The organism is Zoogloea sp., from assembly GCF_023150065.1.
GTDB lineage: Bacteria > Pseudomonadota > Gammaproteobacteria > Burkholderiales > Rhodocyclaceae > Zoogloea.
Genome location: NZ_JAKLLN010000002.1, coordinates 329,724 through 344,791, shown reverse-complemented (window position 1 = coordinate 344,791; position 15,068 = coordinate 329,724). Strand labels below are relative to the sequence as shown.

The 15,068-nt window shown below is 67.0% G+C and carries 12 protein-coding genes; 3 read left to right on the top strand and 9 right to left on the bottom strand.

Annotation, left to right across the window (positions count from 1 at the left end):
- Nucleotides 1-22: 22 nt before the first annotated feature.
- The 9 genes from L6Q67_RS04870 to L6Q67_RS04830 all read right to left on the bottom strand — a co-directional run bounded on the left by L6Q67_RS04870 (nucleotide 23) and on the right by L6Q67_RS04830 (nucleotide 11,275).
- The gene (locus L6Q67_RS04870; protein WP_296566124.1) at nucleotides 23-1,009 is read right to left on the bottom strand and encodes an aromatic/alkene monooxygenase hydroxylase subunit beta; all 987 of its coding nucleotides are present in this window, start codon (nucleotides 1,007-1,009) and stop codon (nucleotides 23-25) included.
- A gap of 41 nt (nucleotides 1,010-1,050) precedes the next feature.
- The gene (locus L6Q67_RS04865) at nucleotides 1,051-1,365 is read right to left on the bottom strand and encodes an MmoB/DmpM family protein (RefSeq protein ID WP_296566122.1); all 315 of its coding nucleotides are present in this window, start codon (nucleotides 1,363-1,365) and stop codon (nucleotides 1,051-1,053) included.
- Between the two features lie 52 nt (nucleotides 1,366-1,417).
- Nucleotides 1,418-1,753 (bottom strand): Rieske 2Fe-2S domain-containing protein, encoded by a 336-nt coding sequence (locus L6Q67_RS04860; RefSeq protein ID WP_296566120.1) that lies wholly within the window; start codon nucleotides 1,751-1,753, stop codon nucleotides 1,418-1,420.
- Between the two features lie 24 nt (nucleotides 1,754-1,777).
- Nucleotides 1,778-2,044, bottom strand: coding sequence for a toluene-4-monooxygenase system B family protein (locus tag L6Q67_RS04855; RefSeq protein WP_296566117.1), 267 nt, complete (start codon nucleotides 2,042-2,044; stop codon nucleotides 1,778-1,780).
- 70 nt (nucleotides 2,045-2,114) lie between these two features.
- Nucleotides 2,115-3,620 (bottom strand): aromatic/alkene/methane monooxygenase hydroxylase/oxygenase subunit alpha, encoded by a 1,506-nt coding sequence (locus tag L6Q67_RS04850; RefSeq protein WP_296566114.1) that lies wholly within the window; start codon nucleotides 3,618-3,620, stop codon nucleotides 2,115-2,117.
- Between the two features lie 297 nt (nucleotides 3,621-3,917).
- Nucleotides 3,918-8,180, bottom strand: coding sequence for a PAS domain S-box protein (locus L6Q67_RS04845; protein ID WP_296566112.1), 4,263 nt, complete (start codon nucleotides 8,178-8,180; stop codon nucleotides 3,918-3,920).
- Between the two features lie 3 nt (nucleotides 8,181-8,183).
- The gene (locus L6Q67_RS04840; RefSeq protein WP_296566110.1) at nucleotides 8,184-8,816 is read right to left on the bottom strand and encodes a histidine phosphatase family protein; all 633 of its coding nucleotides are present in this window, start codon (nucleotides 8,814-8,816) and stop codon (nucleotides 8,184-8,186) included.
- A gap of 8 nt (nucleotides 8,817-8,824) precedes the next feature.
- Nucleotides 8,825-9,976, bottom strand: a complete 1,152-nt coding sequence (locus L6Q67_RS04835; protein WP_296566108.1) for an HD domain-containing phosphohydrolase — start codon at nucleotides 9,974-9,976, stop codon at nucleotides 8,825-8,827.
- A gap of 279 nt (nucleotides 9,977-10,255) precedes the next feature.
- On the bottom strand, nucleotides 10,256-11,275 hold the full coding sequence (locus tag L6Q67_RS04830; protein ID WP_296566202.1) for an AraC family transcriptional regulator: 1,020 nt from the start codon (nucleotides 11,273-11,275) through the stop codon (nucleotides 10,256-10,258).
- Between the two features lie 140 nt (nucleotides 11,276-11,415).
- Between L6Q67_RS04830 and L6Q67_RS04825 the strand changes: the two genes are divergently transcribed.
- The 3 genes from L6Q67_RS04825 to L6Q67_RS04815 all read left to right on the top strand — a co-directional run bounded on the left by L6Q67_RS04825 (nucleotide 11,416) and on the right by L6Q67_RS04815 (nucleotide 14,989).
- Nucleotides 11,416-12,594, top strand: a complete 1,179-nt coding sequence (locus tag L6Q67_RS04825; protein WP_296566107.1) for an acetyl-CoA C-acyltransferase — start codon at nucleotides 11,416-11,418, stop codon at nucleotides 12,592-12,594.
- Nucleotides 12,595-12,607: 13 nt separating this feature from the next.
- Complete coding sequence (locus L6Q67_RS04820; protein WP_296566105.1) at nucleotides 12,608-13,744, top strand: acyl-CoA dehydrogenase family protein; 1,137 nt, start codon at nucleotides 12,608-12,610, stop codon at nucleotides 13,742-13,744.
- Nucleotides 13,745-13,840: 96 nt separating this feature from the next.
- Nucleotides 13,841-14,989, top strand: a complete 1,149-nt coding sequence (locus L6Q67_RS04815) for a glycerophosphodiester phosphodiesterase (RefSeq protein ID WP_296566102.1) — start codon at nucleotides 13,841-13,843, stop codon at nucleotides 14,987-14,989.
- Nucleotides 14,990-15,068 lie beyond the last annotated feature (79 nt).

Genomic DNA, 15,068 nt, shown 5'->3' with positions numbered 1-15,068 from the left:
GCCAGCGCCTTCGGCAAAGGTCTCAGAGCCCCACTCCGCGGCGCAGGTCGCGGGTGGCGGCCTTGGCGGCAGCGGCGGCGTCCGGCACGTCGAGCAAGGCGTTGCAGTAGGCCTCGATGGCCCGGTCGGCCAGGGGCTCCCACTTGGCGATCCAGGCGCGCATCTGCTCCAGGTTGCCCGGAGTCTGGACGGCCATCGCCACAAAGGCGGCGGTCCAGCGGCGATGGCGGGCCACGTCGATGAGCTGGGCGTCGGTGACCAAGCCCAGCAGGGTGTCACCGTTGTGGCGGCCGGCCTCGCCCAGGCGGCGCAACACCGCCTCCTCCACCGCCGGCTTGACCACCAGGCTGAGCACGGTGATGGCCTCGCCCCAGTCCCACACGGTGAGCGCCCGCTCCATCAGCTCACGGAAGCCCTGCCAGGCCGGGTCTTCCTCCCAGTAGCTGCGCTCGTCCCGGGCGAAGCCCTTGTCGGGGAAGGCGAGGGAGAGCTCCCGGGTGCGGTAGGCGGTGTGGCTGACCCAGCGCAGGCTGTCGGCCATCTGGAAGTAGTTGCAGTTGGTGAGCGTGCTGGCCGGCGACACCTGGCCCACGTAGGCGGAGGCCATCTGCAGGGTGTGGAAGAGGTAGCGGGCCGGGGTATACAGGCGCGCCAGGGTGCCGGCCCAGCGCGGGTCCAGGGCCTTGTCGTGCTCGCGCTGGTTGAACTGGTCGAAGAGGCTGAAGACGTAGGTCTCCTGGCCGTCCTGCATCAGGTTGTAGGTGCGATACACCACCTCGTCCGGGTCGCGGAAGGCGTTCCAGTCTTCGTGCTTGAGGGCGGTGGCGAAGGTGTTCCTCTTGTACCACTCGTTCATGAACATGCCCGGGTCGAGCTCGTAGGGCGAGTTCGGGTCGCGGTCGTTGTAGTGCAGGTTGGCGCTGACGATCTCGTACTCGCTGGGCTTGCGGCGCCGGGCGGCCAGGTGGCTCCAGGTCTTCTGGGGCTTCAGCACTTGAATCTCGGACATGGGTGTCTCCTCGTGTCGTTCTTGTAGGGGGCAGGTGGCGCTCAGAGCTTCTTGGTGAAGTAGAAGCGCACCGAGTCGTCACGGCTCTCGATCTGGCCGGCGAAGGAGCTCAGGTCCACCTCCAGATCGTTCATGCGGAAGGGGCGACCCAGCTCTTCTTCAATGGTGGCCTGGCGCAGGATCATTTCCTGCTCGGCGTGGATGCGGATGTAGGCCCGCTTGTCGTCCACGAAGATCTCCTTGCCCGGGTTGTCGGTGCGGGCGGCTTCGATGACGGCGTGGGCGAGGTCGCCGGCGCGCATCACCGGCCCCACCAGGTTGTTGTGATAGGCCTGCCCGGATGCTGCAGTGCTCATGGGTGTCTCCTTTGCGATGACCGGGCCCGGAGGCGACCGGCCCGGGGTGGGGTCAGCTGTGGGCAAACAGGGGCTCGACCCCCTCGGTGCTGATGAGCACATCTTCGCCATCCACGCGGATGGGGTAGCTGGCCAGGGCGCAGTCGTCGGGGTTGATGCCCTTGCCGTTGCTGGCGTCGAACTGCCACAGGTGGGCGCGGCAGATCACCTTCTTGCCGTCAAACCTGCCTTCCGCCAGGGCAATGTCCTGGTGCGGGCAGATGCCCTGGAAGGCCTTGATCTCGCCGCCCTCGGCGCAGACCAGCAGAACCTCGTGGCCGTTGACGGTGAAGGGGGCCATCTCGCCTTCCCACACGTCGTCGAGGGTGCATACCTTGGTGAAGCTCATGGATGTCTCCTTCGCCGGCCGGGCTCAGGCGCCCGGCGCCTGCCAGACGATGTCCAGGGTCTCGGTGGGCCGGAAGCCGGCATCGGCCACCTTCAGGTTGCGCGGCAGCAGCTCGGTGCTGCCGTGCAGACGGACGCGCAGGATGTGACCCGGGCGGTCGCGCACGCGGCGGCCGACGGAATGGACGGCGGCGGCGGCGGCCACCTCGTCCATGGTGTTCTCCGTATCCACGGGCAGCAGTTGCAGAACGAAGTCGCCCTCGAAATTGGAGGTCAGGGGGAACAAGGCCATGACGGCGGTCTCCTTATAGGGTGATGCGCCACCCGGCACACGGGCCGGGCGGTACGACAGGAAGTGGGGGTCAACTGGCCTTGCGGGTCTCGCGTAGTGCGCGGTAGATCTCGGCCCAGGCGTAGTTGTGGGCGTCGTCACCGATCTCGCCGGGGGCGAGGTTCATGTACTGGAGGGCGCCCTCCAGGTTCATGGGCTGGATCATCCCGGCCAGGAAGCGGTCGACGATGGAGAGGTGGCCGGCGTAGCGCTCGGGCTCCTGCTCGAAGACCCAGCGATCCACCTCGGAGCCGAAGTGGTACAGCCGGCCCTTGTACTCCAGCGGGTAGTCCTTCACGTCCCAGCCCTTGCCCGGCACACCCAGGATGGGCAGCTGGCACATGTTGCACACGTAGGGCAGCGTCTCCGGGTAGGCCTTGGCCATGTTGCCGTCCACCACGTTGTCGATGAACACGTCCCAGCACTGGCCCCAGGTGTCGTTCCAGCCGGGGTACTTCTCTTCCAGCCAGGCGCGCTCGTCGGGGGTGATGCCGGCGGCCGGGTTCCACCACAGGGTCGGGCGCCAGTAGTAGGAGCCCAGGTGCATGCCGTGGTGGGTCTGGGCGATGTCCTTCAGGAAGATGTCCCAGTACCAGGGCAGCTCCAGGCCCATGTCGGTGAGGGCGCGCTCGAACTGGGCGACGATCCACTCCTCCATGAACTCCTTGAAGGACTGCTTGCGGTGCTCCAGGGGGGTGTAATAGTCCATGATCGGACCGGTGAGCACCGAGAACAGCTTCCAGGCGCCCCACACGGCGATGTCCACCCGCTTCTGGGCCTCGGCCTTGTGACCGTTCTCGATGAGCAGCTTGAGGGCCGGGCCGCCGATCTGGGCATGGCGCGACTCGTCGGTCTGGATGCTGGAGATCAGGTTGGCGAAGGTGTGGTCACCGGCCTCGGCCGCGTCCGCCGCCAGCCCCAGGAACTGCATGTTGGTGAAGCCGGTCTCGAAGCTGAAGGTCAGCATGATGGAGACGCTGATAGCGTCCCGGGTCATCATGATGTCGTCGAAGAAATGGCGGGCGGCGATCATCGCCCACTCGTTGGTATCGTAGGCCTTGAAGGCCCAGTCCATCTGCCGGTCCTTGGACACGTGCTCGTGGGGGAAATACAGCTGCATCTGGCCGTGACGGATCTCGTCCATGCACCCCAGAGTGGACATGTTGCGCATGCCCGGGGCCTTGGAGAAACGCATCATCCGCGCCTCGGCGCTGGCCGCGGCGTATTCGCCCCGGGCGATGGCGCCGTAGTGGGCCTTCATCACCGACTTCCAGCCCGGGTCGGCATTCTCGAAAATCCGGCTGCGCTCCAGGGCCGCCTTCACCGAATAGGCCCCAGCGTCCTTCTCGCGCTGGACCTTCACGTATTCCGGATAGGTCTGCTTGTAGGGCTCGTCGTAGCTTTCCCAGGCACTCAGGGGCAGACCGAATTCGCCCGACAGCTTGGGCGGAAACAGTTCGTCCTCGGTGACGTATCTGGGTGTCCAGTTGGTGGATCGGGCCAGGTCATACCAGTCCATCCGATTGAGTACAGCCATCGATGTCTCCTTCATAACGGGATGCAGGAGCCCTGCAGCTCCCCCTTCGCCCGGCCGCTCATGGGCTGCCGGATCTGCCGGTTGAAGGCACTGGGCGTTTCAACCGTGTGGGGGAAAGTTATAAGGAATCGAGGGGGCGGGATATTAGACGATGGTTTAGATGCTTTGCAGCAAATGCGAGGTGGATTGCCGGAAAAGAATGACGTTTGAGCCCGTCAGGCTCACCCGGATCCCGCCGGTTCCAGGTTTGCCGCGGCGTCAGGGAGGGGGAAGACGAATTCTCCCTCGGGATTTCAATCAGTCGGGCGGCAGCCTCAACTCGCTCACCAGCCGCGCTGCCTCCTCGAATTCAAAATCATCGATCAGCCGCCCGATGCGCTGGGCGAGGTCGCGGGACTGGGCGCTGATGGCGGGCTTGAGGTCGTGGAAGGTGGAAACGGCGTCCATGTCGCCGGTGTCGAGCAGGCGCTGGAGTTCGGCCACCTGCGCGGCGTCCAGGGGCGTCGGGGCGGTGGGGCTGGTGGACGGGTCGGGCTCGGGGCCGTCGTCGGCAAGCATGCGCAGGTGGGCGAAGAGCGTTTCCATGCCGCCTTCCAGGGCCCGGCGGCGGGCCTCGGTGACGGAGGCCTGGGCGGCGTGGCGGAGGTCGTGTTCAAGGCCACCGGCCAGCCCGGCCAGATCGAGGAGCCCAAGGGTGGAGAACACGCCTTTCAGCGAGTGGGCGATGCGGGCGGCGGTGGCGGTGTCGCCGGCGAGGCTGGCTTCGCGCAGGCGAGTCATGTCAAGGGCGTGGGCACCCGGCATGCGGACGAGCATGGAGAGGAGCTGGGGGGCCTGCCCGCGGAGGCTGCGCAGTCCGTCATCGAGGCTGAGCCCGGGGACGCCTGCCAGGCGCTCCAGCAGGGCCGGGCTGACGGAGGCCGGGGCGCGCAAGGTCGAGGGCAGGACATTGGCCGGCATGGCCTTGTCACTGGCGGGGAGCCACTTGAGGAGGGTGGCGTAGAGCAGGTCGGGATCGACCGGTTTGGCGATGTGATCGTCCAGGCCACCGGCCAGGCAGCGGCCGCGGTCTTCCTCGAAGGCGTTGGCGGTCATGGCGAGGATGGGCAGGCTTTCGTGGCCGGGCAAGGCGCGGATCAGGGCAGTGGCTTCCAGGCCGTCCATCTCGGGCATCTGGATGTCCATCAGGATCAGCGCGTAGGTGTTGTGGGTGGCCAGCTCGACGGCTTCGCGGCCGTTGTTCGCCACATCGATCTCCAGGCCCACGTGGCGCAGCAGGTCCAGGGTCACCTCCTGGTTGAGGAGGTTGTCTTCGGCCAGCAGGAGCCGGGTGCCGCGGTGCAGGGCCAGGGCATCTTCGAGTTCGATGGACGGGGGCGCGTCAGTGCTCACAAGGGCATCGCCGAGCACGTTCTCGAGGGCGGTGAGCAAGGCCATGGGGGTGACGGGCTTGGGGAGGAAGGCGCTGAAGCCTGCCGCCCGGAAGCGGTCTTCCGGCGGATCACCGACCGCGCTGATCATGATCATGATGGGCGGCTTGTGCTGGAAGAGCTCGCGGATGCGGATGCCCGCCTCGATGCCGTCCATGCCGGGCATGGCCCAGTCGACGAGGAGGATCTGGTAGGGGTCGCCCTCGGCGTCGGCCTCGCTGACCGCGGCGATGGCGGCGCTGCCGCTCTGGCAGGTGTCGGCCCGGGCACCGAGGCTGCTGAGCATGTCGGCGATGGCTTCGCAGGCGTCGGCGATGTCGTCCACGATCAGCACGCGGGTGCCGTTCCTGAGCTGGTCGGGAATGCTGCGGATGGGGAAGTCCGGCACCTGCTCGAAGGGCGCTTCGATCCAGAAGGTGCTGCCTTCGCCCAGGGTGGAGCTGACGCCGATACGCCCGCCCATCAGCTGCACGAGCTTCTTGGAGATCGCCAGGCCGAGCCCGGTGCCGCCGTATTTGCGGGTGGTGGAGATGTCGGCCTGCTCGAAGGCGTTGAACAGGCGCTCCCGCTGGGCCTCGCTCAGGCCGATGCCGGTGTCGCTGACCTGGAAGCGCACCCACAGGGTCGCGCCCTCCCGCGCCACCACCGATGCACTGAGGAGGATGCGCCCTTTCTCGGTGAACTTGATGGCGTTGCCGGTGAAATTGAGCAGGATCTGGCCGAGGCGCAGCCCGTCGCCGTGGAGCGCCGCGGGCAGGTCGTGAATGTCGACGATGAACTCCAGCCCCTTGGCGTCGGCCTTGTCGCTGCACAGGTCGCAGACGTTGCGGATGACCCGGTCCACCTCGAAGTTGACGGGCTCCATGGAGATCTTGCCGGCCTCGATCTTGGAGAAGTCGAGGATGTCGTTGATGACGCCGAGCAGGTGGTGTGCGGCACCGGCCACCTTGTCGATCTGCTGGATCTGGCCGGGGGTGGTAAGGCCGCGCCGGAGGATGTAGCTCAGGCCGATGATGGCGTTCATCGGGGTGCGGATCTCGTGGCTCATGTTGGCCAGAAAGGCACTCTTGGAGCGGTTGGCGGCCTCGGCGGCGTCCCGGGCGGCGGCGAGCTCGGCGGTGCGCTCGGCGACGATGTCTTCCAGATGGTCCTGATAGCGCAGCAGGTTGCGCTCGCTCTCCTTCTGCACCGAGATGTCGTTGATGACCTCGGCCAGATAGTCACGCCCTTTGAGGTTGATGTGGGCCACGGTGAGCCAGATGTCCACCACCGATCCGTCCTTGCGGCGGTGCTGGTGTTCGAAGGCGACCCGTCCGGATTGCAGGATCTCGCCGATGCGGGCGTCCACCTCGTCACGGGTGTACGCCGCCTGGACGTCGTACAGGGTGATCGCTGCGAACTCCTCGCGGGTGTAGCCGAGCACCGCGCAGGCGGCGTCGTTGAACTCCACGTAGCGCTTGGTCTCCAGGTCGATCAGGACGACGCCGCTGGCGGCCATCTCGACGATGGCGGTGTAGATCTTTTCGCGCTCGCGCAGGGCTTCGGAGGTTTCGTGCAGGTCGTGCACATCCTGCACGATGCCGAAGGCCTTGACGGGCGCTCCGGTGGCGTCCACCTCGATCTCGGCACGCTGGCGGATCCAGCGTTCGGCGCCGTCGATGAAGATGCGGTGCTCGATGTCGAAGGGGCGCTCCGGCCCGGCGGCCCGCCACATCTCCTGAAAGTAGGCGCGGTCGTCGGGGTGCACCAGCGCCAGCAGCCCTTCCAGGCCAACCGTGTGACCCGAGGGCAGCTGAAGCAGGCGGCAGGCCTCCTCGGACCACATCACCAGGTCGAAGCCGAAGCTGTAGCTCCAGCTGCCGATGCGTGCCAGCACCTGGGTACGGCGCAGGGTCGCCTCGCTCTCGCGCAGGGTTTCCTGGGAAAAATGCAGGGGGGTGATGTCGCGCCCGACCCCGAGCACGCCGATCAGCTTGCCGGCGTCATCACGGATCGGCGTCTCGATGGTCTCGACCAGCTCCCGATGGCCGTCACCGGCAAAGGTGACCCACTCCTCGACCACCTGGATCTGCCCGGTTTCCAGAGCAAGCAGGTCATTGGTGCGACGCACGGCCGCCACGTCGGGCGTAGTGAGCTCATGATCCAGACGCCCCATCAGCGCCGCCTCGCTCATGCCGGTGAGGCGCTCGAAGCGGGTATTGCACTGGATGTAACGGCCTTCCACGTCCTTCAGCCAGACCAGGTCGGGCATGCCGCGGATGATGTTCTTGAGGCGCTCCCGCTGGGCGGCGAGGGCCTGCTGGGTTTCCTGCCGCTCGACCAGCGCAGCGTGGAAGCGCAGCACCGACTGGGCCAGGTCGCGGAGCACGCTGTTGCCCGACGCGGACAGGCGCTGGACCTTGTGCAGGTCCGGGTCCGGCGTGCCCGCGTCGCCCAGGCGGGTCAGCGCATCGCTGACCAGGGCGATCTGCCGGGTCATCTGGCGGGCGAGGTAGAACCAGATCAGCGCCACCACGATGAAACCGGCGAGCTGGATCAGGAGTGAATGCCGGACATGGGCGGCCAGCTCGGCCTCCTGCTCGTCCACGTGGGCGGCGGTCTGGCCGGCGAGGTCACCGGAGATGGCCTGGATGTGCTCGGCAAAGGCGATGTAGCGCTCGGCGGCCTGGTTGATGTAGGAGCTCGCCACCTTCACATCGACCGCAATGCTGTCGGTGGCGGTGATGATGGCGCTGCGGTAGCTGAGGAAGTCTTCGAGCGCGCCCTCCACGTTACCTGCCGCGGCAGGGTAAGCGCCCAACTGGGCGCGCAGTGCCTCCAGCACGCGCTGCTGGGCGGCCAGGCTGTCGATGACCCGGGTGTGGATGAAGTAGGCCTGGGCCTCGTCAATCCGGCCAGCGCGGGCATCGTCGAGGGTCTGCGCCACCAGACGCTGCAGCTTGAGCATGTCGTTGCTGACGCGGCTGGCCTGCAGCATGGCGTCCACGTCGGCCTTCTGGGTCTGGTTGGCCTTGTGCTGGGTATCCAGCAGGGACACCTGGATGGCCACGTTGCTCAGGCCGGCCACCAGGGTGGCCAGCACCACCGGCACGAAGAGGACCAAAAAGAAGATGCGTCCGCGCGCCGACATGATCTATCGCAGCAGTTCAGGCCACATGTCGGGGCGGATGCTGCCCACGTATTCAAAGCCGCTGCCCTGGGGAATGAAGATCACCACGGTGCCCTCCATCTTCGGGAAGTAGCCCATGGTGTCGGCCAGGTTGGGCGCATGGGCCAGGATGAAGCGGTTCCTGCCCGGGGAGACGGGGGCGGACATGAGCCGGCGGGTGGCCTCGATGATCGGCTTCTTCTGCTCGCTGGTCTGGTTGGTGGACGAGAAGAGCTCATCCACCACGATCACCCGGGCCTCACGCCCGAACACCAGCTGCGCGGACTCCCGGGTACGGCACATGGGGCTGACGTAGATGTCGGCAATGGGGATCCGCGCCTGGCGGAGGGATCTGCCGATGTCGGCGGCCATCTTGCGGCCTTCGTCGTTGAGCGGACGCTGGGTGCTGCAGTCGTCGAACTTCGGCTCGGGCTGATCGGGGCGGGTCGGGTCGGTCTTGCCGTGGCGCATGTAGATCACGAAACCGCCATCGTCGAGCTTTCTGAACTGCTCGCGGGTGAGCAGCCGCTCTACAAAGGGTGCGGATGTCTGGGCCCGGGCAGCCGGCAGGCATACCAGCAGGGCCACCAGCAGGGAGGCGAAGGTTCTCATCGTCATTTTTTGGTCTAGTCCCGATATTGCTCCGCAATGCCCAGAAATACATCCTCAAGCTGAAGAAAGGCATCCAGCAGACGGGGGTCGAAATGGCTGCCCCGCCCTTCCACCATCATCGCCCGCACCCGCTCGGGGGCAAAGGCCTCCTTGTAATGGCGCTTGCATGAAAGGGCATCGTAGACGTCGGCGATCGCCATGAGGCGGCCCGGCAGGGGGATGGCCTCACCCACAATGCCATCCGGGTATCCCGTGCCGTCCCATCGTTCGTGATGGCAGAGCGCAATCTGCCGGGCAGTTTCCAGAAAGGCCAGCGAACGGCCCGAGGCCTCACGGGCATCGGGGCGGGCGGCCTCCCGGCCCAGCACCCGCTCGATGGCGTCGCCCAGGGCATCGGCGCCGATCTGGCTGTGGGTCTTCATGATCTCGAACTCTGCCGGCGTCAGCCGGCCGGGCTTGAGGAGGATGGCATCGGGGATGCCGACCTTGCCGATGTCGTGGAGGGGCGCGGCCTTGGCGATCAGTTCCTGGGTCAGCGGATCGAGCTGCGGACTAAAGTCGGGGTGACGCTCGAGGTGGTGCATCAGGGCTTCGATATAGGCTTGGGTGCGATGCAGGTGGTTGCCGGTTTCGTTGTCGCGCTTCTCGGCCAGGGCAGCAAGGGCATTCAGGCTGATGGCCTTGATCAGCTCGTTCTCGCGCATGCGCCTTTGCACCTCGCATTCGAGGTAGGCGTTCTGATTCGAGAGCACGTCACGGGCCCCCTTCAGCTCAAGGTGGGTGCGCACCCGCGCCTGCAGGATGGCCGCCCGGATGGGCTTGGTGACGTAGTCCACGGCGCCCAGCGCCAGGCCGAACTCCTCGTCCTCGTCGGCACTCATGGCGGTCACGAAAATCACCGGGATGTCCCGCGTGGCGGGGTCGTCGCGCAGGGCCTTGAGCACGGCATAGCCGTCCATCTCGGGCATCATCACGTCCAGCAGGATCAGGTCGGGCACCGGTGCCATGTGCACCGATTTCAGCGCCCGCTCGCCGGAGTTCGCCACCCGCACCCGAAACTCGGCCCCCAGCACCGCCGACAGGACGGTGAGGTTCTCCTTCGTATCGTCGACGATCAGGATGGTCTTGCGTTCGTCCCGATGGCCTGCGGCCGCCTGCTCATTCATGAATCCCATGTCCGCTCTGTCCGGCCCCCGTTCCACACCGCCACCGGGCACCGTCTCCTGCAAGCCCCCGAATCCGGGAGCGGGGTCTCATCAACCATTACGACCTGCCGCCCCGCACCATTTAGCGCCCCGGAGGCGGCCCTCGGCGCCCCAGATGGCGCGTAACAACTTATAACACTCTCCCGCCCGTCCGTGGGAGCAGCAGACGTGAGCACGAGCAAGGATCGGCGCGCCTTTCCGGGGATTTCCCGGACACCCTGGCCGACCTCCCCGGGCTCATCACCCCGATCGGCCGCCAGGGCGTGACGCTTTGCCGCGATACTCCCCCGGGCTGGCCCCCGTCCAGCGGCGAAAGGCCCGGTAAAAGGCGCTGTGCTCGGCAAAACCGAGGGCAAAGCCGATGTCATCGACAGAGCGGGTCGAGTTGCACAGCAGGTCGATGGCCATGTCACGGCGCAGATCGTCCTTGATGACCTGAAACGACGAACCCTCGCGCTCGAGGCGCCGGCGCAGGGTGGACGGCGCGGTCTGCAGCTCTGCCGCCAGCGCGTCGAAGCCCGGCCAGTCGGCCAGGGGGCGCTCCGACAGCAGCCCCCGGATCCGCGCCACGCCCCCGGCCTGGGTGCGGTATTTGACCAGGAAGTTGGCCGGCGCCTGGCGCAGGAAGGTGCGCAGGGCGGCGGCGTCGCGGATCACCGGGAGGCTCAGCAGCCTGGCGTCGAAGGCCAGCGCGCTGGCGGCCTCACCGAAGCGCAGCGTGGTGCCGAAGACCAGCCGGTACTCGGCCAGATTGGGCGGGCAGGCCTGGCAGAAGCGCACCTCGATCAGCGGCAGACGGCGCCCGGCCAGCCAGCACGCCACCCCGTACAGGATCACGAACAGGGTGCCATGGGCGAACAGGCGGCCAGGTGGCGCCCGGTCGGCCAGCACCACCTCGGCGCGGCCTCCGCTCACCCGGAGCTGGCCGGAAAGCTCATCCAGAACGAGGGCAAAGAAGCCCAGGGCACGCTCGATGGCCCGACCGACCGTCGGGCAGTCGATCAGCGCATGGCACAGGATGGCGAAGCTCCCCCGCCGCATGGGGTGGGCGTCCATGCCGAAGAACTCGTCGTTCATGGCGTCGGCAACGGCGTGCCAGAGCGCACCGTACTGCTCGGGCGTGACCCGCGCCTGGGGCATCTCCAGCAGTTCCGGCGCCAGGCCGGTGCCGGCCACCAGGGCGTCGATGTCCAGCCCGCGCTGCCGGGCAACCCACAGCGCCTCCTGTACGAAATCGATCGATATGGTGCCCTTCTCCATCGTCACATGCCGCCTCCTGGTCGGCCGGGGTGGTAAATCCGCTCACTTATTTTGGGAGTTTTTGGCGTGGGAAGACAGGCGCCGGGTTTCTAGACTACGCCGCGTCACGCCCTTCATAACAAATGCACCAGGAGAACACCATGACAGATCCCGTCGTGATCGTAGCGGCCCGCCGTACCCCCATCGGCGCCTTCCAGGGCTGCCTCACGCCCCTCAGCGCCCCCCAGCTGGCCAGCGCGGCCATCCGTGGTGCTCTCAGCGGCCTCGAAGGCCTCGGCCAGGATGTGGATGAGGCCGTGTTCGGCTGCTGCCTGATGGCCGGCCTCAAGCAGGCGCCGGCCCGCCAGGCCGTGCTCGGCGCCGGCCTGCCGGAATCGGTGCCGGCCACCACGCTGACCAAGATGTGCGGCTCGGGCATGAAGGCCACCATGCTCGTCCATGACATGCTGCTGGCCGGCAGCTGCAGCGTGGGCCTGGCTGGCGGCATGGAGTCCATGTCCAACGCCCCCTACGTGCTGACCCGCGCCCGGAGCGGCTACCGCCTGGGCCACGGCCAGGCCTTCGACCACATGTTCCTGGATGGTCTGGAGGACGCCTACGAAGGCAAGCTGATGGGCTACTTTGCCGACCAGGCGGCAGCCGAGTTCGGCATCGCCCGGGAACGCCAGGACGCCTACGCCGCCGAATCGGTGCGCCGGGCCCAGCATGCGGTGGCCAGCGGGGCCTTTCGCGACGAGATCGTGCCGGTGAGCATCGCCGGCCGCCAGGGCGAGCAGCGCATCAGCGACGACGAGACGCCCGGCACCTGCGACATCGCCAAGATCCCCAAACTCAAGCCGGCCTTCACCAGGGACGGCTCGATCACCCCGGCCAACGCCTCGTCCATCTCCGATGGCGCCGCAGCCCTGGTGATGATGCGTGAATCGGAAGCGCGGCGGCGGGGCATCGCGCCCCTGGCCCGCATCCTCTCCCACGCCACCCACGCCCAGGCACCCAGCCGCTTTCCCACTGCGCCGGCGCCGGCCATCCGCCGTGCCCTCGAACGGGCCGGCTGGGCAGTCGGTGACGTGGATCTGTTCGAGATCAACGAGGCCTTCGCCGTGGTGACCCTGCTGGCCATGGACGAGCTGGGGCTGCCGGCCGAGGTGGTCAATGTGAACGGCGGGGCCTGTGCCATGGGCCATCCGGTGGGCGCCACCGGCGCGCGCATCCTCGTCACCCTGATCCACGCCCTGCGCGCCCGGGGCCTGCGACGCGGGCTGGCCAGCCTGTGCATCGGCGGTGGCGAGGCCACGGCCATGGCCATCGAAGTCCTGTGACGGGAGCCCGGCCATGATCCTCACCCCGGAACAGGAAATGATCCGGCGCACCCTGCGCGATTTCGCGCAGGCGCGCCTGGCCCCCTTCGCCGGCGAATGGGACCGGACCCGGCGCTTCCCGGCCGAAGCACTCAAGGAACTCGCCGCCCTTGGCGGCCTGGGAATCGTGGTGCCCGAGGAATGGGACGGGGCCGGACTGGACTACGTCTCGCTGGTGCTCATCATCGAGGAGATCGCCGCCGGCGATTCGGCCACCTCCACCGTGGCCTGCGTACAGAACTCCCTGCCCTGCGGCATCACGCTGAACTACGGCACGCAGGCGCAGAAGGAGCGCTACCTGCGGCGCCTGGCCAGCGGCGAATGGCTGGGCTGCTTCTGCCTCACCGAACCCCACGTGGGCTCCGATGCCGCGGCCATCCGCACCACGGCCACCCGCGACGGCGACCACTGGGTGCTCAACGGGGTCAAGCAGTTCATCACCACGGGCAAGAACGCCCAGCTCGCCATCGTCATCGCCGTCACCGACAAAGCAGCCGGCAAGAGGGGCATCTCGGCCTTCCTGGTGCCCACCTCCACCCCGGGCTACATCGTCGGGCGGGTGGAGGACAAGATGGGACAGCACGCCTCGGACACCGCGCAGGTCCTCTTTGAGGACTGCCGCATCCCCGCAGACCACCTCCTGGGCAAGGAAGGCGACGGCTACCGCATCGCCCTCTCCAGCCTGGAGCCCGGACGCATCGGCGTCGCCGCCCAGGCCATCGGCATGGCCCGGGCTGCACTGGAGGCAGCCACTGCCTATGCAAAGGAGCGCCAGTCCTTCGGCCAGGCCCTGATCGAACACCAGGCAGTGGCCTTCCGTCTGGCCGACATGGCCACCCGCGTCGAAGCCGCCCGCCAGCTCACGCTGCACGCCGCTAGCCTGAAGGACGCCGGACAGCCCTGCCTGAAGGAAGCGTCGATGGCCAAGCTGTTCGCCACCGAGATGGCCGAGAAGGTGTGCTCCGACGCCATCCAGATCCACGGCGGTGCTGGCTACATCGCCGACTACCCGGTGGAGCGCCTCTACCGGGACGTGCGGGTCTGCCAGATCTACGAGGGGACCTCCGACATCCAGCGCATGGTGATCGCCCGGGCCCTTGAACAGGCCTGAAACCCTCCAGGAACGGTCATGCCAGCTTAATGGCCGGGGAATACAGTGCGGGGCATTCCGCAACACGCCACCCGCATTCTTTCCCTGGAGCCCTCCATGAAGATCAAAGCCCTCGTCCCGCTGCTGTCGCTCGCCCTCCTCCAGGCCTGCGGCGGCAGCGACAACGACGACCCCGCATTCAAGACCCTGTCCGGCGACGCCCCGCTGGTGATCGGGCACCGGGGCTCATCGGGCACCCTGCCCGAACACACCCTGGAATCCTACAAGGCCGCCATCGAACAGGGCGCCGACTACATCGAGCCCGACCTGGTGCTGACCAGGGACGGCGTGATGATCGCCCGCCACGAGCCCATGCTCGACGGCACCACCGACGTGGCCATCAAGTTCCCCGAATCCCGCAAGACAACCCGCAACGTGGACGGCATACCCACCACCGCGTTCTTCGCCAGCGACTTCACCCTGGCCGAGATCCGAACCCTGCGCGCCGTCCAGGCCCGCGCCGACCGCTCCCAGGCCTACAACGGCTTGTTCGGCATCCCGACCCTGGACGAGGTCATAGCCCTGACCAAGACAGAGGGCAGCCGACTGGGCCGCAGCGTCGGCATCTACCCGGAGATCAAGCACTCCAGCTTCCACGCCAACGAACTGCAGTTCGGCGCCAACGTGTTCGAAAACAAGCTGCTCACCACCCTCCACGCCGCCTATGGCAACGTGGCCAGCGCCCCGGTGTTCATCCAGTCCTTCGAGGTCAGCAACCTGCAATACCTCAACACCAAAACCAACATCAAGCTGGTCCAGCTGATCGACGCCGACGACGTCAAGAACGACGGCAGCATGTCCCTGGTCGCCCCGTACCACAAGCCCTACGACTTCGTGCTCAAGAACGACAGCCGCAGCTTCGCCGACCTGCTCACCTCCTCGGGCCTGGATTTCATCAAGACCTACGCCGACGCAGTCGGCCCGTGGAAGCCCTACCTGGTGAAGACCGTGAATGACAATGTCGAGCGCACCGGCGACACCACCCTGAGCATCAACGACCGCCGGGTGGACGGCAGCACCGGCGTCATCGAACTGGCCCACCAGAAAGGCCTGCTGGTGCATACCTGGACCTTCCGCGACGACGCCAGCGGCTACGGCTTCAAGGACCCGAAGGAGGAGATGCAGTACTACATGCGCCTGGGTATCGACGGCGTGTTCACCGACTTCCCGGCCACCGGCGTGGCGGCGGTTCGCGGGATGCGCTGAGCACTTGCCGGCGTGCGCCCATGCTGGGCGCAGAGGAAAAAAGGCCCGATCACCTGAGTGATCGGGCCTTTTTTCTGAA